We start from the raw sequence: 19,182 nt of genomic DNA on the forward strand, positions 1-19,182 counted from the left end.
CCGAGGGGGTGGGCTGAGCATCTGCATCCGGAGCGATCGGACCGGAAGCGACGGCGTCCGGAGCGACGGCGTCCGGAGCAACGGGAGCAGCGGACTGCTCCGCTCCGCTCCCCGACGCCGCCACCAGCCGCACGTCGTCCGCGACGGCCTCCGCCTCCTCCGGGCCGGCCGCCGCGTTCAGCGCCGCGGCCGCCGCCTCCGCTCGCGCCAGGGCCTCGGCGGCCTCCGCCTGCAATCGGCGGGCGGCCTCCAGGGCTGCGCGCGCCTCGTCCCTCGCCGAGGCGAGCCCGTCGTCGTCACTCATGGGCTCAGCCTAGGTCGGCGGCGCCGATCAGTCCTCGCGGACGTGCCAGGACTGTCCGTACCCGCCGTCGGCCTCGGGGCGGGCCATCAGCTCGAGGAACGGGTCGGCGCTGAACGCCTCCGGCCCGAGCACTCCGGCGCCGGTCCACACGCCGGTCGCGAGGAGCTCGAGCGCGACCACCGGGTTGAGCGCCGTCTGCCAGACCACGCACTGGGTGCCGTACTCGGCCATCGTCCACTCGTTGTCGCTCACGTGGTAGAGGTACACCTCGCGGTGGGCGCCGTCCTTCGTGCCGGAGACGAAGAGGCCGGCGCAGGTCCTGCCGGTCATCCGCGGGCCGATGCCGGCGGGGTCGGGCAGGGCGGCGGCGACGACGTCGCGCGGCGAGACCTCGACGGGACCGCCGGCCGAGCGGACCCGCAGGGGCTCGGTGCTGTCGAGGCCGAGGAGGTGGAGGGTGCGCAGGACGCCGATGAACTGCTCGCCGAGGCCGTACTTGAAGGTGACCTTCTTGGCGTCGAGCCAGCGCGGCATCAGCAGCACCTCCTCGTGCTCGACGTTCACGCACTCGACCGGGCCGATGCCCTCGGGGAACTCGAACACCTCCGGCTCCGAGAAGGGGACGGTGGTGTACCAGCCGCGGTCGCGCTCGAACACCACCGGCGGGTTCAGGCACTCCTCGATCGTGGTCCAGATGGAGAAGGACGGAGCGAAGATCTCGCGGCCGTCCGCGTCGTGCACGACGAGGTTCGCGCCGTCGCGCACTCCGAGCTCGTCGATCTCGTCGAAGAGGTGGTCGGAGGCGTAGCGGGCGAAGACGTCGGAGAGTCCCGGCTCCACGCCCATGCCCACCAGGGCGAGGCGGCCGCGGGAGGACCACTCCTCCGCCGCGGCGAACTGCTCGTCGCCGAGCTTGAGCCCCGTCAGCTCGTGGGGCCGCTCGGGGTGCGGGAGCGAGAGGCTCATCGCCATGTCGAGGTAGTCGGCCTCGGCGGCGAGCGCTCCGGCGAAGATCGTCGGGACGAAGCGCGGCTCGACGGCGTTCATCACGTGGGTCGCCCCGTGCGCGCGGGCGACGGTCTCGACGTTCTCGGCGTCGGAGGCGTCGATCCGCGCGGCGACGAAGCGGTCGTCGGCACCGTGCCGCTCCGCGATCCACGCGACCGTGCGCTCGGCCCGGGCGAGGTCGTAGTCGCAGACGATGATCTGCTCGAAGAAGGAGCGGCGCGCGGCGATCTTCGCGAAGGCGTCGCCGACGCCGCCGGCGCCGACCAGGAGGATTCTCATGGGGACACCGTAGCGACGGATCGCGTCGTCCACCATGCCGAGCACCGACGGAATCGGAGCGGAGCGCACCTTTAGGCCACCGGATCCGTCACAGGGCGGCCCGCTCCCCCTGCTCGAGCAGGCGGAGGAAGCCGGAGAGGTGCCCGAGGCCGGTCAGCGAGGTCGGGAGCGAGGCGGCGAGCGCCGGCGAGTGCACCAGGTACGCCGCCCACTTCGCGCGCGAGACCGCGACGTTCAGGCGGTTGGGCAGGAGGAGGAACTCCATCCCGCGCGGGACGTCGGCCCCGGAGGACGCGGCGAGCGACACGATGGCGACCACCGCCTCCCTGCCCTGGAAGAGGTCGACCGTGCCGACCGGGGTCTCCTCGAGGCCCGCGGCGTCGAGGGCGGTGCGGAGGAGCCCGCCCTGGGCGTTGTAGGGCGCGACGACGATGACGTCGGCCGCGGTCAGCGTCCGCTCGCCGTGCTCGTCGGTCCAGGCGCGGCCGACGAGGGAGAGGGCGATCTCGACGACGCGCCTCGCCTCGTCCGGCGAGGAGGTGGTGTCGCCCGCGTGCTCGACCGGGACGGAGTGCACGCCCGGCTCGACCCCCTCGAGGTGGCGCACCTGCGGCGCCCGCGACCGCAGCGCGCCCTCGTAGGACAGCTCGGAGACGGCGTCGGAGAGCGCCGGGTGCATCCGGTGGGTCTGCGCGAGGAAGTAGCCGTACTCGGGCGGGAGGACGTCGTGCCCGTCAGCGAGCCAGCCGAGCGCCGACTCGTCGACCGGCTCCGGGTGCGCGCCCTGGCTCACCTGGGGCAGCTGCTGCGGATCGCCGAGCAGGAGCAGCCGCTGGGCGGAGACGGCCGACGCGATCGTCGGGGCGAGCGAGAACTGCCCGGCCTCGTCGACCACCAGGAGGTCGAGCGAGCGGCGCGGCACGGTGACCGGGTTCGCGAAGGTCCAGGCGGTGCCGCCGATGACGCAGCCGCCGCCCTCCTCGAGGACCGCGGTGAGTGCCGCCGCGTTCTTCACCGGCGCCCAGGGCGCCGCCTCGAGCGCCTCGGGCCGCGTGCCGTTCTTGGGCACCTTCGCCACGCGGGAGGGATCGACGCCGCGGCCGACGACGGCGCTCAGCACGTTCTCGACCACCGAGTGCGATTGGCCGACCACGCCGATGCGCCAGCCGTGCTCGTTCACCAGCCGTGCGATCACGTGGGAGCCGACGTAGGTCTTCCCGGTGCCGGGCGGACCCTGCACCGCGAGGGTCGCCCGGTCGAGTCCGAGCAGAGTGGTGACGACCGCGCCGATCACGTCGTCGCCCTGCACCGGAGCGACGGCTCCCGGCGGCACGCGGCGGAGGACGTCGAGCGCCGGGTCGGCCAGCATCGCGGGCAGCGCGTCGAGGACCTCGCCGCCCCACTCCGCGATCGCCTCGGGCTGGGGCGCGGCGCGCGGCGGCGGCGCGGGGGCGAGGGCGACCGGAGCGTCGTCGTGCGGATCCTCCCCCGCCTTCAGGCCCTCCTTGAGGAGCAGGACGATCCGCTCCCCGTCGTCGTCGACCCCGAGGATCTCGGAGCGCTCGGAGGCGCCGCGCAGACCGGGACCGGGCGAGGGTGCACCAGGGGGCGCCGGGGCCTCGTAGACCAGGTACGGCGATGAGCCGGTGCCGAGCCGGCTGCCGGGAGCGAGCCGGCCGAGGATCCGCAGCTCGCGCGACTGAGTGCGGGCGCGCGGGAGCTTCGCCCAGTCGCGGACGACCTCGACCCGGTCGATCATCACGACGTCGCGGGTGTCCGCCCACTCGTCCAGCGGCTGCCGGAGGCGGTCGAAGTGCTCCTGCCAGAAGGTCTTGGCCTCGCGGCGGTGGTAGTCGATCGCCGCGCCGGCGAGGGCGAGCGCGGTCTGGTCGGCCGTGCGCTCGCGCGGCTCGATCCCCTCGACCTGCGCCAGCAGTGCGACCGCGACCGGGTGCGGCTCGCGGGGCACGGGGATCTCGACCTCGAGCAGCGGCGGCAGCTCCTCGCGCGGCGGAGCGAGCTCCAGGAGCCAGTCGCGCAGGCGGAGCGTGGAGCGGCAGTCGTAGGCGTTGTACTCGGCGACGAGGTCGAGCCCGCGCTGCCCCTCGACAGGATCGGCCCTCTGCGCGGCGCGCGCCTCCACGTACATCTCGATGCTGTCGGCGGCGTTCGTGACGCCGGACGCGTCCCGCTCCTCCTCGCCCATGTAGAGCGGCTCCAGCTTCTTGAGCGAGTAGCTGCGCGAGCCCACGCGGAGCGCCCGCCGCACCACCGGGTACAGGTCGACCAGGACGCCGTCGCGCAGGAGCGCGTCGACCTCCTCCTCGCCGACCCCGTGGCGGAGCGCGAGCGAGAGCAGGTGGCTGCGCTCGTAGGAGGCGTAGTGGTAGACGTGCATCCGGGGGTGCTCGGCCCGGCGCGCCCGCAGGAGCGCGAGGAAGTCGAGGAGCGCCCGGCGCTCGGCCGCGAGGTCGTGCGCCCAGAGCGCGGTGAAGCGCTCCTGGTCGTCGACCATGCCGAAGAGGTAGTCGAGGCCCCACTCGCGGTTGTCCTCGGTGTAGAGCGGGTCGCCCTCGAAGTCGAAGAAGAGGTCCCCCGGGTCGGGGGCGGGCAGCCCGGCGAGCACGGAGGCGTCGATCACCTCGACGGCCGGCACCGGCGAGGACTCCGACCGCAGCTGCAGCCGCGCCTGGGCGCGCAGGCCCTCGAGCGTGCCCGCGCCCAGCCCGGGGACGGGGCCGTCGTGCTCGGCGAGGGCGTCGATGGTGAGCACGCCGGCCGCCCCGAGCTTCGCCCGCTGGTCGAGCCGCATCCCGGCGACGAGGATCGGATCGCGGTGCGCCTGGACCTCGGGCGCGCAGACGGAGCAGCGTCCGCAGGAGGGGTAGCGCGGATCGCCCCACTCCAGCGGCTCGTCGGCGGCGAGGCGCTCATCGAGCACGGCGCGGAGCCGGGCGCGCTGCACCCGCTGGACCGGGGCGACGACGGCCAGCTCGTGGCTGGTGACGGAGCCGTCACCGAGCACGAGGTGCACCTGCTCCCCCACGCGGATGCCGCGCGCCTGCATCTGCTCGGCGTAGGCGGCGAGCTGCAGCAGCGCCGGGATCTTCGCGTGCCGGGCGAGCTTGGTGTCGTAGACCTCGTAGGCGCCGTCGGCGGTGCGGAGGAGGAAGTCCGAGAAGCCCAGGAACTCGCCGTCGAAGAAGGTGGCCTGGTAGAGCACGTCGACCCCGGCGCGCATCGCCTCGACGGCCGCCTCGGCCGCCGCGGGGTAGCCGGCGGGCTCGGGGCGCTCGAACTCGAGCACCTCGTGCGTGCGCTTCAGCTCGGCGAGGAAGCGGTGCTCGTGCTCGTCGCCGAGTACCGCGGTGCGCTCGAGCATCCCGTCCCTCTCGGCCTCGAGGCGCGGGGCGCGGCCGAGCAGGGCGTCGAACCGGCGGAGGACGGCCCACTCGCAGGCCGCCCAGTTCGACAGGTCGGTGGGGCTCGTGACCACGCGGCCGGACTCCAGGTACACGCGACTCCTTCCGCGACCACCGGGCGGCGATCGGCTCCAGGCTAGGGCGCCCCTCCGACACTCGTGCGGCCGCGGCCACCACCCGCACCGCTCCGGCTCCGCGTGGCAGGCTGGGCCGATGACCCGCGCGCGCTTCGAGATCATCCCGACCGACGACATCGGCGAGCGCGCCGCGCGAGCGTTCCCGGACCCCTCCGCGGTGACGCTGACCGTGACGAGCCTGCCGAAGCACGGGACCGAGCGGACCGTGGACTGCGCGGTCGCGCTGGCCGGGCGCGGGTTCCGCGTGGTGCCCCACCTGGCGGCGCGGAACGTCGAGGGCCGCGCCGCACTCGAGCGGGTCCTCGGGCGGATGGGCGAGGCGGGGATCGACGAGGCGTTCGTGATCTCGGGCGACGCGTCCTCGGCGGCCGGCACCTACTCCACGAGCCTCGAGCTCATCCGCGACGCCCGCGAGATCTCACCCGGGCTGGCCCTGGACATCGCAGGCTACCCCGAGGGCCACCCGCACCTCTCCGACGAGAGCATCGAGCGGCACCTGCGCGAGCGCGCTCCGTTCATCCGCTCGATCGTCACGCAGATGTGCTTCGACGTGGATGCGGTGGTCCGCTACGCCGATCGGCTGCGCGAGACGGGGATCACGGCCGATCTGTGGGCGGGCGTGCCGGGGCCGGTCGAGCGCTCGCGGCTGCTGACGCTGGGCGCGCGGATCGGAGTGGGCTCCTCGCTCGGCTTCCTGAAGCGGAGCACCTCGGTGGCCGGCGGGCTCCTCCGCGGACGCCGCTTCGACCCGTCCTCGTTCGTCGCGCGCCTGGAAGCGGCGGCGGGCGACCGCCTCGCGGGCCTGCACGTCTACACCTTCAACGAGCTCGACTCCCTCGCCGCCTTCGGCTGATCGGTGAGCCTCCGCGCTCCTCGGGCGCCGACCCTCAGGGGCTCGAAGCCCTCGCGGGGAGCGCTGCGCCGGTCAGGTGGTGCGGCGGATCCAGATCGGCGGGTGCGGGAGCTCGGCCTCGGTGCGCAGGCGGCCGGCGAGCGGAGCCCAGACCACGAGCGCCACGCCGATCCCGAGCAGCAGGCCGCCGACGGTGTCGCTCAGCCAGTGGGCGCCGAGGTAGGTGCGGCTCGCCATCATCGCCACGGTGTAGAGGAAGCCCGCGATCCAGACCCACAGCAGCGGGAACACCAGGGCCAGCACCATCGCCGTCGTCGCCGCGTTGGCGGTATGGCCGGACGGGAAGGAGCCGTAGTCGCTGGTGACGAGCATGTCGGCCGGGCGGGCGCGTCCCACCAGCTCCTTGACGAGCTGGGTGGCGCCCACGCTGACCAGCGCGGCGATCGCGTAGTAGAGCGCGGCCCACCGCCTGCGGAACACCAGCAGCACGGCGACGATGCCGAGCGGGATGAGCGTCGTGCCGACGAGCCCCGCTCCGACCGTGTTCATGACGAGGGCCGGGATGTCCCAGACCGGCGAGCGGTGCTCGACGATCTCGTCCATCCACTCCACGTCGAAGCGGAAGGCCGAGGTGGGGCGGAAGGCGATCAGCACGGCGAGGAGCACCGTGAGCAGGATCGCGAGCGACGCGGAGATCAGCGGCCAGCGGCGGGAGACCCGGTGGGCCGCCTCCTTCGTCAGCAGCCGGGCGGCGACGTCGTCGGACGGCACCTGCTCGCGCCTCCGCGCACGCTGGACGGCGTCGGGGCGCGCGATTCCGGGCTCGGTCGACAGGCGGTCGTCGCGGTGATCCATCCGGACATGATGCCGTCACCCGGCGTTCCCCCGCTGGGGGTTGCGGGGCGGCTCGGCCGACGGTTCGGAAGCCCGGCGTCCGTGCGCCGGGTTCGTGGCACGGTTCGACCGGCCGTGCGGATGCCCGGCCTTCCCCCGCGGGGGTCTCGCGGCGCGGCTCAGCCGGCCGCGCGGGCCAGGCGGGCGGCGCGGAGGGCGTCGAGCCGGGTCGGCTCGGAGGAGCGGGCGAGGAGCCGCGCGGCGACGGCGCTCACGCGGGAGTCGTCCGAGGCGGAGGCCCGCTCGAGGGCGGCGGCCGCGTCGGGACCGGTGATCGAGCCGAGCGCCATCACGGCCGAGACCGCCAGCGCGGAGTCGTCGCTGCCGGCGGCCCCTTCCAGCGCGTCGACGGCAGGACGCGCGTCGTCGCCCAGGTAGCCGAGCGCGGCGGCGGCGTGACGCCGGACCGGCGCGGACCCCTCGCGGAGGGCCTGCTCCAGACCGGGGACGGCCGCGGCGCCGAAGGAGGCGAGGACGTCGGTGAGCACGTTCTGCGCCTCCGCGTCGTCGTCGCCGAGCAGGCCGAGCAGGACCGGCAGCGCGCGCTCGTCGCCGAGGCGGCCCAGCGCGAAGCGGGCCTTCGCAGCGACGGCGGGCTCGGAGTCGGCGGCCAGCGGGGCGATGTCGTCGAGCGTCGCCGGGTCGAGGATCTTGCTGAGCACGTGCAGCGCCTGCGTGCGCACTCGGGGCTCGCGGCCGAGCGCCTCGCGGGCGACGGGGACGGCGGCGGAGCCGAGGCGGCCGAGCGACCAGGTGAGCACGTCGCGGACGAAGAAGTCCGGCTCCTCCCACAGGTGCGCGGCGAGGGGCTCGGCGGTGGCGGGCTCGGCGAGCTCGCCCAGGGTCATCGCCGCACGGAGGCGGACGTCGCGGTCGGGGTCGGAGAGCTCGGCGAGCAGGGCGGAGGAGTCGCGGGAGGACATGGGAGGGGACTGTAGCAGCGGCGCTCGGGAGCGGATCCAGCGAGGGCCCGAACACCCGGGAGGAGCTGCAGGAGCGGGGCGTGCCGGACCGCCGGGACCCGGAGCCGAGCGCTCAGTCCTGCAGCGCCGGGACGCTCCTCGGCCGGACGATCAGCCAGAGCGCCAGGATCGACACGGTCGCCGTCGCCATCATCACCACGGCCATCGGCACGGCCGAGCCGGCGCCGAAGACCCCCGAGATCGGCGACAGCAGTCCGGCGGTGCCGAAGTTGACCGCTCCGAGCAGCGACGCGGCCGTCCCCGCCTCCCGGCCGTGGTTGACCAGGCCGAGGACCTGCACGCACGGGAAGCTGAAGCCGCAGGACGCGATGAAGAACCACAGCGGGACGAGCGTGCCCCAGAGCCCCAGCCCGAGCACGTCGAAGAGGGCGATCAGGCCGGCGGAGGTGAACAGCGTCAGCGTCGTGGTCGCGAGGATCCACTGCGGCCCGATCCTCCGGCTGAGGTAGGAGGACGCCTGCACGCCGAGGACGACGCCGAGCGAGTTCACGGCGAAGAGCAGCCCGTACTGCTGCGCGTCGAATCCGTAGAGGCCCTGGAACAGGAACGAGGAGCTGGAGAGGTAGGTGAACAGGCCGGCGAAGGTCATGCCCCCGATCACCGCCACTCCGAGGAACACGCGGTCGCTGAGGACGGCCCGGTAGCGCTGCACGAGCGAGCGGTGCTCGCGCTCGTGTCGGGCGGCGCGGGGCCGGGTCTCGACGACGAGCAGGCCGACGGCCGCGACGACCAGCACGCCGTAGGCGGCGAGGAAGACGAAGATCCCGCGCCAGTCCATGATCAGCAGCAGCTGCGAGCCGATGACCGGCGCGAGCACGGGCGCGAGGCCCGACACCAGGGCGAGCCGGGACAGCATCCGCACCAGCGGGCGTCCGCCGAAGAGGTCGCGGACCATCGCCATCGCGACCACGCCGCCCGCCGCCGCACCGGCCCCCATCAGGAAGCGGAAGACGCCGAGCGTGACGATCTCGGGGGCGAGCGCCGCGCCGACGCAGGCCAGGACGTGCAGCGAGGTGGCCAGGAGGATCGGCAGGCGCCGGCCGACCGCGTCGCTCCAGGGGCCCACGACCAGCTGGCCGAGCGCGAAGCCGAGGGTCGTGCCGGTGAGGGTCAGCTGGACCGCCGCCTCCGAGACGTTCAGCTCGCTCTGCAGCGCGGGGAACGCCGGCAGGTAGAGGTCGATCGTGAACGGCCCGAGGGCGGTCAGCGAGCCGAGGACGATCACGTAGACGAGGCGCTGGCGGGCCGTCAGGGCGTCGCCCGGGTGGCGGTGCACCGGGAGGGAGGCGGTCGGAGTCGAGGCGGGAGTGGACACGGAGTGCCTTCCTGCGCAGGGCGCAGCGGGGTGGGAGGGAGGGGTCCGGCCGGTGTCGTCCTCGGCGCGGGAGCGGACCTCGTCGGCTCCACGCCGCTCGGTCGAATCAATTCGATCACGTGTCGGACAGGGGCGCCACCCCTCGGACCGCCGTCGGGTCAGACCGGGTGGAGCGGAGTGCCGAGCGGGTCGGCGAGCAGGCGCTCGAAGGCGAGCTCGGCTGCGCCCAGCATGAGCAGATCGGCGCCGAGCTCGGTCCGCACGATGCGCACGGAGTCGAGCGCGACCCGGAAGGGGCCGCCCCGGCCCAGGCGCTCCTCCAGGAACCCCGGCGCGACTCCGATCAGCGCCCCGAGGAAGCCGCCCAGCACCACGAGCTGCGGGTTGAACACGTTGATGACGTTGCGCAGGGCGACCGCGAGGTGCCCGAGCTGGCGCTCGACCTCGGCACGGACGGCCGGGTCCTCGGAGGCGGCGAGCGCCTCCTCCAGCCGCTCGCTCTCGTCGAGGCCGAGCACGGTGAGCAGCTCGGCGCGGCCGACCTCGGTCTCGAGGCAGCCGACGGCGCCGCAGTGGCAGTCGATGCCGGCGCTGTTGACGAGGGTGTGGCCGATCTCCCCCGCGTAGCCGTCGATGCCGTGCAGAGGCGCGCCGCCGACGATGACGCCGGCGCCCACTCCGCTCGCGCCGCCGTTGAGGTAGACGAGGTGCGAGACGTCGCGGCCGGCGCCGAGGACGCTCTCGGCGAGCGCACCGAGGTTGGCGTCGTTCGCCGAGAGGACGGGCAGTCCGGTCGCGTCCGCGAGCATGCGGGAGAAGGGCTCGTCGTCCCAGCCGAGGTGCGGGCCGACCCGGACGAGGCCGTCGGCGTCGCGGACGAGGCCGGGCACGGCGACGCCGATGCCGACGGTCCGCGTCTCCTCGGGCAGCTCGGCGAGCAGCTCGGCGATCGCCTCGGCCGCCAGACGGGCGGCGGCCTCGGCGGTGGGGACGGAGGCGGAGCGGCGGATGCGGCGGCGGACGACGGCGTCGACCCCGACCACGGCGACCGTGACGGCGTCGATCTCGGGGTTCACGGCGAGCGCGACGACTCCGGGATCGGCCTCGACGACGGGGCTCGGCCGGCCGACCTGGTTCGGCGTGGCGGGCTCGCGCTCGCGCACGATGCCGAGCTCCACCAGCTCGCCGACCAGTGCCGCGATCGTGGAGCGGTTGAGGCCGGTCAGGCGGGTCAGCTGCGAGCGGGAGCGGGGGCCGCCGCGGTGCACGAGGCGGAGGATCGCCGAGAGGTTGTGCCGCCGGACGCGGTCGAGGTTGTTGCCGCGCGTCGCGTGGTCGGGCATCCGCGGTCTCCTCTGCTTGCGGGGGTCAGCCTAGCCGGGGGCGGGGCCGGGGTCTCGAGGGGAGGGCTGCGCCCGCTGCTCGATCAGCAGGAGGGCGCCGCTCAGGCCTCGACCCAGGTCCAGGTGCCGGCCGGGCCGTCGACCGAGACGTCGCCGCGGGAGCGCGTCACGGTGAAGACCGTCGCCTCCCCCGTGTCGTGCGCGACGACCCGGACCGGCGTCGCTCCGTCCGGTCCCGGGAACACCCTCAGCTCGAGCCCGTCGAGGTAGTCGTACTCGGCCGAGTCCTGGCGGGCCCCTACCGGGATCACCGCGCCCTCGCGCACGTACAGCGGCAGCGAGTCGAAGCCGTGGACCTCACGGCGCCACTCCCCCGTCGAGACGGTCCGCTCGCCCGTCCACCAGCTCGTCCACGTCCCGCGCGGGAGGTAGAACTCGACCGTGCCGTCCTCGGTGAACACCGGAGCGACGAGCAGGTCGTGCCCGAGCAGGTACTGCGTGTCGAGGTGGGCGGCGCTGCAGTCGTCCTCGAACTCGAGCGCCATCGGCCGCATGATCGGGACGCCGGTGCTCGCCGCTTCCGCCCCCGCCGCGAAGAGGTAGGGCATCAGCGAGAGCTTCAGCCGGGTGAAGAGCCGGGTGACCTCCACGGCCTCCTCGTCGAACGCCCACGGCACGCGCACCGAGGAGGATCCGTGCAGCCGAGAATGCGAGGAGAGCAGGCCGAACGCGAGCCAGCGCTTGAACACTCCGGGATCGGGCGTGCCCTCGAAGCCGCCGATGTCGTGCGCCCAGAAGCCGAACCCGCCCAGCGCGAGCGAGAGGCCTCCGCGCAGGGTCTCGGCCATCGACACGTAGGAGGAGGTGTTGTCCCCGCCCCAGTGCACCGGCAGCGACTGCCCGCCGACCGTGGCGCTGCGGGCGAAGAGGACCGCGCGGCCCTCGCCGAGCTCCTGCTCGAGCACCTCGTGCACCGCGCGGTTGTAGAGCTGGGTGTACCAGTTGTGCATGGCCTCGGGGTCGGTCCCGTCGGCCCAGACGACGCCCTCCGACGGGATCCGCTCGCCGAAGTCGGTCTTGAAGGAGTCGACGCCCTGGCGCACGAGGACGCGGAGCTTCTCCTGGAACCAGGAGGTCGCCTCCGGATTCGTGAAGTCGATCAGCGCCATGCCGGCGACCCACATGTCCCACTGCCAGACGTCGCCGGAGGCCGTTCTGAGCAGGTAGCCCTTCTCGCGCCCCTCGGCGAACAGCGGCGACGCCTGCGCGATGTACGGATTGATCCAGACGCAGGTGTGCAGCCCGCGCTCGTGCAGGCGGGCGAGGATCCCCTCGGGGTCCGGGAAGGTGCGCGGGTCCCACTCGAGGTCGGTCCACTGGAACTCGCGCATCCAGAAGCAGTCGAAGTGGAACGCCGACAGCGGCAGCTCCCGCTCCGCGAAGCCGTCGATGAAGGAGTTCACCGTCTCCTCGTCGTAGCTCGTGGTGAAGCTGGTCGTCAGCCAGAGCCCGTAGCTCCAGGCGGGGACGACGGAGGGGCGGCCAGCGAGACCGGTGTAGCGCCGCAGCACGTCCTTCTTCGTCGGGCCCTGGATCACCAGGTACTCCAGCGCCTCGCCACCGACCGAGAACTGCACGCGCTCGACCGCCTCGGAGCCGATCTCGAACGAGACGAGGCCGGGATCGTTGACGAGCACGCCGTAGCCGCGGCTGGAGAGGTAGAACGGGACGTTCTTGTAGGCCTGCTCGGAGGAGGTGCCGCCGTCGGCGTTCCACACGTCCACCGTCTGGCCGTTCTTCACGAAGGGGCCGAAGCGCTCGCCGAGCCCGTAGACCAGCTCGCCGACGCCGAGGTCGAGCTGCTCGTGCAGGTAGGCGGCTCCGTCCGGTCCGGTCAGGTAGCCCTGCGCCTTGTGCCCGGACCCGGTGAGGCGCGTGCCGGTCGAGGTGTCCCAGAACTCCAGCGACCACGGAGCGCCCTGCCTGATCCGGACCTCGAGGTCGCCGGTGCGCAGCACGCCTCCGGACTCCGTCACCTCCGCCGCTCCGACGTCGCCCTCGGCCAGCTCGAAGCCGGGGCGGGAGGCCGTCCCGCGCCAGTGCTCGATCCGCACCCGCGCGACCCCCTCGGCCGGCGAGGACACCGTGACCGTGAGCGCCGGCCGGTTGAGGACGTCGCCGCGGCCCTGGATGACCCGGGTCGGGGCGATCACCTCGAGCGAGGTGCCGTCGGTGCGGATGTCGTACGCCTCCTGCGCGAACAGGGGCGTGAATCCGGCCCGCGTCTGCCAGAACCCGTCGGTGAACTTCATGGGGGTGCCTTTCGATGGCGCGCCGGCGGATCCCGTGAGGGAGGCGCCGACGGAGGGAGAGAGGGCTACTTGACCGCGCCGGCGGTGATGCCGCGGGTGAGGGTGCGCTGGAAGATCAGGAAGAAGATCAGCGTCGGGAGAAGGCCCAGGAGGGCGCTCGCGCTGGTCGTGGTGACGTCCATGATCTTGTCGCCCTGGAGGCTCGAGATCGCGATCGGGACGGTCTGCGTCGCGTCGCTCACCAGGAAGACCAGCGGGATGAGGAACTCGTTCCAGGTCCAGATGAAGAAGAAGATCATCAGCACCGAGAGGGTGGGCCGCGAGATCGGGACGATCACCCGGGTGAGGACCTGCCACTTCGAGGCGCCGTCGAGAGCCGCGGCCTCGAGGATCTCCTTCGGGAAGGTGCCGTAGACGCTCGAGAGCAGATAGGTGCCGAACGCCGACTGGATGACGGTGAAGATGACGATGACCGACAGCTGGGTGTCGTAGATCCCGACCGCTTTGAACATGTAGTACAGCGGGTAGAGCAGGGCCTCCTGCGGGAGCATGTTCGCCAGCAGGAACAGGACGATGATCCAGCTCCGGCCTCGGACCCGGCCGATACCGATCGCGTAGGCGTTCAGCACCGAGAGGGCGACGGCGAGGATCGCGACCGACCCCGAGATGAGGATCGAGTTGCCGAGCTTCTCGGGGAAGTCGACGCGGCTCCAGAAGGTCGAGAGGCCGTCGAAGGAGAGGCCGGTCGGGAAGGCGAGCGGGCCGTTCGCCGAGTACTCCGCGGGGGTCTTGAAGGAGTTGAGCAGGATCAGCAGCACCGGGCTGATGATCACGAGCCCGATCACCACGGCGACGGCGAGGATCACCCAGTCGCCGAGGGTGCGCTTCGTCGTGCCCTTCGCGGGCTTGGCGGGACGGGAGGACGAGAGGTCCGCGTCCTCCGTGCCGGCCTGAGTGAGGGGCAGGGTCTCGATGGCCGACATCAGCGGGCTCCCTCGCTGCGCTCGACGCGCTCCTGGGCGCGGATGAACAGCACGGCGAGGATCACGATGACGATCGTGAGCGCGGTCGCGATGGTGGCGCCGTAGCCCACCTGCTGCTTCTGGAAGAACTCGGTGTACGAGTAGTAGGAGGGGACGATCGTGGAGTCGCCGGGGCCGCCGCGGGTCAGGGCGTAGATCGGGCCGAAGACCTTCAGCGCGGCGATGGTGCAGGTGAGGGTGACCACGAAGATCTCGGGCCGGATGATCGAGACCGTGATCCAGCGGAAGCGCTGGAACCAGTTCGCCCCGTCGAGCTCCGCCGCCTCGTAGAGCTCGGGGTCCACGCGCTGCAGCGCCGCCATGAAGATGACGACCGGGTAGCCCAGCTGCACCCAGATCATCACGACCATGATCGAGAGCATCGCGGTGTCCGGCTTGCCGAGCCAGTCGTGCGAGAGGGAGCCGAGCCCGACGGCCTCGAGGATCGAGTTCAGCGCGCCGTTGTCGGGGCGGAGGATCCAGCCGATGACGATCGCGGCGATGACGGTCGGCAGGATCTGCGGCAGGTAGTAGGTGGCGCGGAGGAAGCTCGCCAGGCGCCCGCCGAACTTCTTGCCGACGAGATCGAAGAGGATCGCCGCGAGCAGGAGTCCGAGGATCGTGGGGACGATCACCATCGCGATGATCATGTAGACCGAGTTGAGGAACGAGGTCCAGAACTGGTCGTCGCCCATCAGCTCGATCCAGTTGTCGAGGCCGATGAAGATCGGCGGCTTGATGCCGCGCCAGGACGTGAAGCTGATGTAGACGTTCCAGATCAGCGGGATCAGCACGATGAACGTGAAGAGCACGAACCCGGGGATCAGGTAGAGCCAGTAGCCGCCGGAGCGCTTCTCGCGGGGCGGCGTCGTGGGAGGCGGCGCGCTCTCCGCGCGACGAGGTGCTGTCGTCGTCATGGGTACTCCTAGGTCGGACGGGGTCGTGGGTGTGCTGCCGCGGGATGCCGCTCCGGTACGGAGGCGACGGCGTGTCGCGTACCGGAGCGGCATCCAGCGGGGGGGTGAAGGCTCGGCGGTGCTCGTGCGACCCCGTCGAGGAGTCGCCGTCACCTCACTGGGTCTTCCGCTGCCGTTCCGCGCCTGCAGGCGCGGGGCCGGCCGCCGTGGCCGACATCACGTGACGCTTCCGCGTCACGTGATGTCGGCGACTCCGTCGTCGTACTTGGCCTGGAGGTCGGAGAGCATGGCGGACTCGTCGGAGGAGCCGTTGATGAGCTCCTGCGTGGCGGCGACCAGGTCGTCGTAGAAGGTCGCGGTGGGCCAGTCGGGGTAGAAGGAGAGCTGGTCGCCGTCGACGACCGTCTTCCACTGCGAGAGCAGCGCCTTGCTCTTCTCGTCGGTGATGGCGCTCTCGTCGACGACCAGCGGGATGCCTCCGTTGTTGCCGATGAGGTTCTGGATCTCGGGTCGCATCGTGATGTCGATCCACTTGTAGGCGAGGTCCTTGTTCTTCGCCGTCTCCGGGATCACCCAGTGGTTGCCGGCGGAGCCCATCGTGAACTCGGCGCCCGGGAAGAGGAACGTGTCCCACTCGAATGCGGTGATCTCGGTCTTGAAGCGGCCGAACCACCAGGAGCCCGAGAAGAAGATCGGGTACTCGCCCGAGATGAACGCCGTGCCCGCGTCCTCCGCCTTCAGCCCGGAGGCGTCGGCCGAGAAGTAGCCCTTGTCGACGTAGGTCTTCAGCTGGTCGGCCGCGTAGCTCCAGGCCGCGTCCTCGAAGTCGACCTCGCCCGTGTAGGTCTGGTAGTCGGTGATCCAGGAGCGGTCGGCCTTCAGCAGCGCGAGCTGGTAGAAGAGCTGCTGTAGCGGGTACTCGGCGCCGGCCTCGGCCAGCGGGGTGATCCCCTTGGCCACGAAGGCGTCGAGGACGGCCGTGAACTCCTCGTAGGTGGTGGGGACCTCGAGGCCGTTCGCGGCGAAGGCGTCCTTGTTGTAGTAGACGAAGGTGAACTCGCCGTAGTTGGGGATGCCGTACCAGGAGCCGGAGCCCATGATCCCGTTCTCGTCGTACTTCGCGGTGGTCTGCAGCGCGCCGGGGATCAGCGAGTCCCAGCCGTAGAACGCGACCGCCTCGTCGAGGTTGGTGAGCAGGCCCTGGCTCGAGAGGAGCCCGCTGGTCGCGTTGCCCTTGTTGTACTCGACGACGTCGGGCGCCGAGTTGGAGTTGAAGATCTGGCTGGCGCCGGTGCGCAGCTGCTCGAAGGCCTTGAACTCGTACGCGATCTCGGCCCCCGTCTCCTGGGTGAAGATGTCGCGGGCGGCGAGCCAGGCGATGCCGCGGTCGCTGTCGGGCGTCTCGAAGTCCCAGAGCGTGAGGGTGCGGCCGGCGCCGTCGACCGTGGTCGAGAGCGCGTCGGAGCCGGCGTCGGAGCCGCCACCGGAGCAGGCGGCCAGCGCGAACATCGCGCTGAGGCCGACTCCGCCGGCGAGGAGGTTGCGCCGGCTGAGACCGGCGGTCGGGCGGTGGAAGGCGGAGCGGGATCGGAGCGACATTGCGGTGGTTCTCCTTCGAACGGTGCGGTGGTGCTGCGGAGGTGGTGCAGGGAGCGCTCTCTCGCGGAGGCGCGGTGTCGAAGCGTTTCGACAGTGCGCAGAGCCGGAGCGGGCGGGAAGAGGGTGGAGGCTAGAGGGAGGCCGGCGCGGGAGTGCCGGACGGGACCGCCGGCACCGGAGCGCCGGTCGGAGCGGCCGCGAGGGATCCGCGGTCGACGTAGGAGGGCGGGAGCAGCTCGACGCCGACGGTGCGGCCGGAGTCGATCTGCTGAAGGGTCCGCGCGACGGCCGCTCGGCACATCGCGTCGAACGGGAGGGGAAGACTGCTGGTGGGGACAGGGAGGGCGCCGCCGTCGTAGCTGGCGCAGGCCGCCAGGATCGACAGGTCGCCGGGGACGGAGAGGCCGCGCTCGAGGACGCGCTCGATCGCCGCCTCCGCCACGGGCTCGTTGCAGTGCAGCACGAGCGCGGTCGGCGGGACGGGTGCTCCGAGGATCGCGTCGATCGCGGCCGATGCGCTCGGGCGGCCGATGTGCGGGCGCTCGACCGCGATCTCGACTCCGAGCGCAGCGGCCTCGGCGCGGAACGCCTCGTCGAAGCGGCGGACGAAGCCGGCGTTGCGGTCGGTGTAGGACTGCGGGTGCTCGAGCAGGCCGAGCGAGCGGTGGCCCAGCTCGGCGAGCCGGCGGACGCTCTGGCGGGCGGCCTCGGCGAAGTCGAGGTCGACGCAGGCGAGATCGTGGGAGTCGGCGGGCACGCCGATGAAGGTGGCGGGGACCCCGGCCGCGCGGATCAGCTCGGCGCGGTCGTCGTCGTCGTCGATGCCCATCAGGACGATGCCGTCGACGAGCGAGGAGGAGGAGACGCGCCCGATGCCGCTGGAGGCCTCGTCGGTGACGAGCAGCAGGACGTCGTAGTCCGACTCCCGGGCGCGCTCGAGCACCTCGGTGACGAAGCGCATGTGGGTCGGCAGATGCAGCTCGCCGCGCATCGGGGCGGAGAGGGCGAGGATGTGGGTCCGCGCCCCTGCGAGCATCCGGGCTCCCGCATGGGGCCGGTAGCCGAGCTGGCGCACTGCGTCGTCGACGCGCTGCCGTGTGGAGGCGGCGATCGAGCGCTTGCCGGAGAGGGCGTAGGAGACGGTGCTGATCGAGACTCCGGCAGCGCGGGCCACGTCGTGGATGGTCGCCATGGCCCCTCCTGCCGGACGTCGTCGTCGGTCGCGGTCGGGCTTCGAAGCGCTTCGACCGGTCGTGCTGGAGCGACTGTACGCACAGTCGAAGCGCTTGCGCAAGCGATCCTCGCGACGACCTCCCCGGGCGTCGGCCCGCTCCGCGAGCGGTTCCGCGGAATGAGCGGGCGGCACCCGCGAGGGGCCGGAGGGCGACGCGCCGGGCCTTCCGCTCGTTGCGCCTCCCGACCCTCAGGGGATATGTTGGGCCCAACAACAATTCGGCGACGTCGCCGGAAAGGATTCGGATCCCATGTCCCTGACCCCCACCCGCGCCGACAAGTTCTCGTTCGGCCTCTGGACCATCGGCTACAACGGGACGGACCCGTTCGGCGGCCCGACACGCGAGCCGCTCGACGTCGTCCACGCGGTCGAGAAGCTCGACGAGCTCGGCGCGTACGGCCTCACCTTCCACGACGACGACCTGTTCGCCTTCGGCTCCACCGACGCCGAGCGCCAGACCCAGATCGACCGCCTCAAGGGCGCGCTGGAGTCCACCGGCCTCATCGTGCCGATGGTCACCACGAACCTCTTCAGCGCCCCGGTCTTCAAGGACGGCGGCTTCACCTCGAACGACCGCGACGTCCGCCGCTTCGCGCTGCGCAAGGTCCTCCGCAACATCGACCTCGCCGCCGAGCTGGGCGCGAAGACGTTCGTCATGTGGGGCGGCCGCGAGGGCGCCGAGTACGACTCCGCCAAGGACATCCGCGCCGCGCTCGAGCGCTACCGCGAGGCCGTCAACCTGCTCGGCGACTACGTCACCGACAAGGGCTACGACATCCGCTTCGCCATCGAGCCCAAGCCGAACGAGCCCCGCGGCGACATCCTGCTGCCGACGCTCGGCCACGCGATCGCGTTCATCGACTCCCTCGAGCGCCCCGAGCTCGTCGGCGTGAACCCCGAGGTCGGCCACGAGCAGATGGCGGGCCTGAACTTCACCGCCGGCATCGCCCAGGCGCTGTACCACGGCAAGCTCTTCCACATCGACCTCAACGGCCAGCGCGGCATCAAGTACGACCAGGACCTGGTCTTCGGCCACGGCGACCTGCACAACGCGTTCTCGCTCGTCGACCTCCTCGAGAACGGCGGCCCCGGCGGCGTCCCGGCCTACGACGGCCCGCGCCACTTCGACTACAAGCCCTCGCGCACCGAGGAGGAGACCGGAGTCTGGGACTCGGCCGCCGCGAACATGCGCACCTACCTGCTGCTCAAGGAGCGCGCCGCGGCCTTCCGCGCCGACCCCGAGGTGCAGGAGGCGCTGGCCGCCGCGAAGGTCGCCGAGCTCTCCACCCCCACGCTGAACGAGGGCGAGTCGTACGACGACCTGCTCGCGGACACCGCCTCGTACGAGTCGTTCGACGCCGACGCCTACCTCGGCGGCAAGGGCTTCGGCTTCGTGCGCCTGCAGCAGCTGGCCACCGAGCACCTGCTCGGCGCCCGCGGCTGACCCGCACCTCCTGAGCCCGCGGTCAGCCGCGGGACGACCTGAGACGGACGAGATCCCCTGCACCGGCACGGGATCTCGTCCGTTCTCCTGCATCCGGCCCGGTTCCGCACCGGACG

General features: G+C 72.3%; 13 protein-coding genes and 1 pseudogene. 2 read left to right on the forward strand and 12 right to left on the reverse strand.

What is annotated here, in order from left to right; translation table 11 throughout:
- From C5C54_RS15905 to C5C54_RS15915, 3 genes and pseudogenes are all read right to left on the reverse strand, one after another.
- Positions 1 to 304 (reverse strand): annotated as a pseudogene (locus C5C54_RS15905) (hypothetical protein); the annotation flags it as partial.
- A 27-nt stretch (positions 305 to 331) separates the two neighbouring features.
- On the reverse strand, positions 332 to 1,591 hold the full coding sequence (locus tag C5C54_RS15910; RefSeq protein ID WP_104288791.1) for a saccharopine dehydrogenase family protein: 1,260 nt from the start codon (positions 1,589 to 1,591) through the stop codon (positions 332 to 334).
- Between the two features lie 88 nt (positions 1,592 to 1,679).
- On the reverse strand, positions 1,680 to 5,108 hold the full coding sequence (locus C5C54_RS15915) for a bifunctional RecB family nuclease/DEAD/DEAH box helicase (protein WP_104288772.1): 3,429 nt from the start codon (positions 5,106 to 5,108) through the stop codon (positions 1,680 to 1,682).
- A 118-nt stretch (positions 5,109 to 5,226) separates the two neighbouring features.
- On the opposite strand from C5C54_RS15915, the gene C5C54_RS15920 reads away from it, so the two are divergent.
- The gene (locus C5C54_RS15920) at positions 5,227 to 6,003 is read left to right on the forward strand and encodes a methylenetetrahydrofolate reductase (RefSeq protein WP_104288773.1); all 777 of its coding nucleotides are present in this window, start codon (positions 5,227 to 5,229) and stop codon (positions 6,001 to 6,003) included.
- Positions 6,004 to 6,075: 72 nt separating this feature from the next.
- Here the strand turns inward: C5C54_RS15920 and C5C54_RS15925 are convergent, their stop codons facing one another.
- The 9 genes from C5C54_RS15925 to C5C54_RS15965 all read right to left on the reverse strand — a co-directional run bounded on the left by C5C54_RS15925 (position 6,076) and on the right by C5C54_RS15965 (position 17,580).
- The gene (locus C5C54_RS15925) at positions 6,076 to 6,858 is read right to left on the reverse strand and encodes a phosphatase PAP2 family protein (RefSeq protein ID WP_104288774.1); all 783 of its coding nucleotides are present in this window, start codon (positions 6,856 to 6,858) and stop codon (positions 6,076 to 6,078) included.
- A gap of 158 nt (positions 6,859 to 7,016) precedes the next feature.
- Entirely contained in the window at positions 7,017 to 7,820 is an 804-nt protein-coding gene (locus C5C54_RS15930) for a HEAT repeat domain-containing protein (protein ID WP_104288775.1), read from the reverse strand.
- A gap of 112 nt (positions 7,821 to 7,932) precedes the next feature.
- A complete protein-coding gene (locus tag C5C54_RS15935; RefSeq protein ID WP_104288776.1) occupies positions 7,933 to 9,195 on the reverse strand; it encodes a multidrug effflux MFS transporter in 1,263 nt (420 codons plus the stop codon).
- Positions 9,196 to 9,353: 158 nt separating this feature from the next.
- Positions 9,354 to 10,538, reverse strand: a complete 1,185-nt coding sequence (locus tag C5C54_RS15940; RefSeq protein WP_104288777.1) for an ROK family transcriptional regulator — start codon at positions 10,536 to 10,538, stop codon at positions 9,354 to 9,356.
- A gap of 101 nt (positions 10,539 to 10,639) precedes the next feature.
- Positions 10,640 to 12,850 carry an alpha-xylosidase gene (yicI, locus tag C5C54_RS15945; RefSeq protein WP_104288778.1) on the reverse strand — a complete coding sequence of 737 codons (2,211 nt, stop codon included), beginning with the start codon at positions 12,848 to 12,850 and terminating at the stop codon, positions 10,640 to 10,642.
- A gap of 65 nt (positions 12,851 to 12,915) precedes the next feature.
- Complete coding sequence (locus C5C54_RS15950) at positions 12,916 to 13,833, reverse strand: carbohydrate ABC transporter permease (RefSeq protein WP_104227354.1); 918 nt, start codon at positions 13,831 to 13,833, stop codon at positions 12,916 to 12,918.
- Positions 13,833 to 14,789: a carbohydrate ABC transporter permease gene (locus C5C54_RS15955; protein ID WP_104224874.1), complete on the reverse strand. Its 957-nt coding sequence runs from the start codon at positions 14,787 to 14,789 to the stop codon at positions 13,833 to 13,835. The genes C5C54_RS15950 and C5C54_RS15955 overlap by 1 nt, the downstream gene beginning before the upstream one ends.
- A gap of 234 nt (positions 14,790 to 15,023) precedes the next feature.
- On the reverse strand, positions 15,024 to 16,388 hold the full coding sequence (locus C5C54_RS15960; RefSeq protein ID WP_258063357.1) for an ABC transporter substrate-binding protein: 1,365 nt from the start codon (positions 16,386 to 16,388) through the stop codon (positions 15,024 to 15,026).
- A 130-nt stretch (positions 16,389 to 16,518) separates the two neighbouring features.
- Positions 16,519 to 17,580, reverse strand: coding sequence for a LacI family DNA-binding transcriptional regulator (locus tag C5C54_RS15965; RefSeq protein ID WP_104288779.1), 1,062 nt, complete (start codon positions 17,578 to 17,580; stop codon positions 16,519 to 16,521).
- A gap of 292 nt (positions 17,581 to 17,872) precedes the next feature.
- On the opposite strand from C5C54_RS15965, the gene xylA reads away from it, so the two are divergent.
- Entirely contained in the window at positions 17,873 to 19,066 is a 1,194-nt protein-coding gene (gene xylA / locus C5C54_RS15970) for a xylose isomerase (protein WP_104288780.1), read from the forward strand.
- Positions 19,067 to 19,182: the final 116 nt, after the last annotated feature.

Source organism: Rathayibacter sp. AY1F2, assembly GCF_002930885.1.
In the GTDB taxonomy this organism is placed as follows: domain Bacteria; phylum Actinomycetota; class Actinomycetes; order Actinomycetales; family Microbacteriaceae; genus Rathayibacter.

Coding starts and splice junctions, on each gene's coding strand:
- C5C54_RS15910 (WP_104288791.1), bottom strand. CDS start 1,591: ATGAGAATCCTCCTGGTCGGCGCCGGCGGCGTCGGCGACGCCTTCGCG.
- C5C54_RS15920 (WP_104288773.1), top strand. CDS start 5,227: ATGACCCGCGCGCGCTTCGAGATCATCCCGACCGACGACATCGGCGAG.
- C5C54_RS15925 (WP_104288774.1), bottom strand. CDS start 6,858: ATGGATCACCGCGACGACCGCCTGTCGACCGAGCCCGGAATCGCGCGC.
- C5C54_RS15930 (WP_104288775.1), bottom strand. CDS start 7,820: ATGTCCTCCCGCGACTCCTCCGCCCTGCTCGCCGAGCTCTCCGACCCC.
- C5C54_RS15940 (WP_104288777.1), bottom strand. CDS start 10,538: ATGCCCGACCACGCGACGCGCGGCAACAACCTCGACCGCGTCCGGCGG.
- yicI (WP_104288778.1), bottom strand. CDS start 12,850: ATGAAGTTCACCGACGGGTTCTGGCAGACGCGGGCCGGATTCACGCCC.
- C5C54_RS15950 (WP_104227354.1), bottom strand. CDS start 13,833: ATGTCGGCCATCGAGACCCTGCCCCTCACTCAGGCCGGCACGGAGGAC.
- C5C54_RS15955 (WP_104224874.1), bottom strand. CDS start 14,789: ATGACGACGACAGCACCTCGTCGCGCGGAGAGCGCGCCGCCTCCCACG.
- C5C54_RS15960 (WP_258063357.1), bottom strand. CDS start 16,388: ATGTCGCTCCGATCCCGCTCCGCCTTCCACCGCCCGACCGCCGGTCTC.
- C5C54_RS15965 (WP_104288779.1), bottom strand. CDS start 17,580: ATGGCGACCATCCACGACGTGGCCCGCGCTGCCGGAGTCTCGATCAGC.
- xylA (WP_104288780.1), top strand. CDS start 17,873: ATGTCCCTGACCCCCACCCGCGCCGACAAGTTCTCGTTCGGCCTCTGG.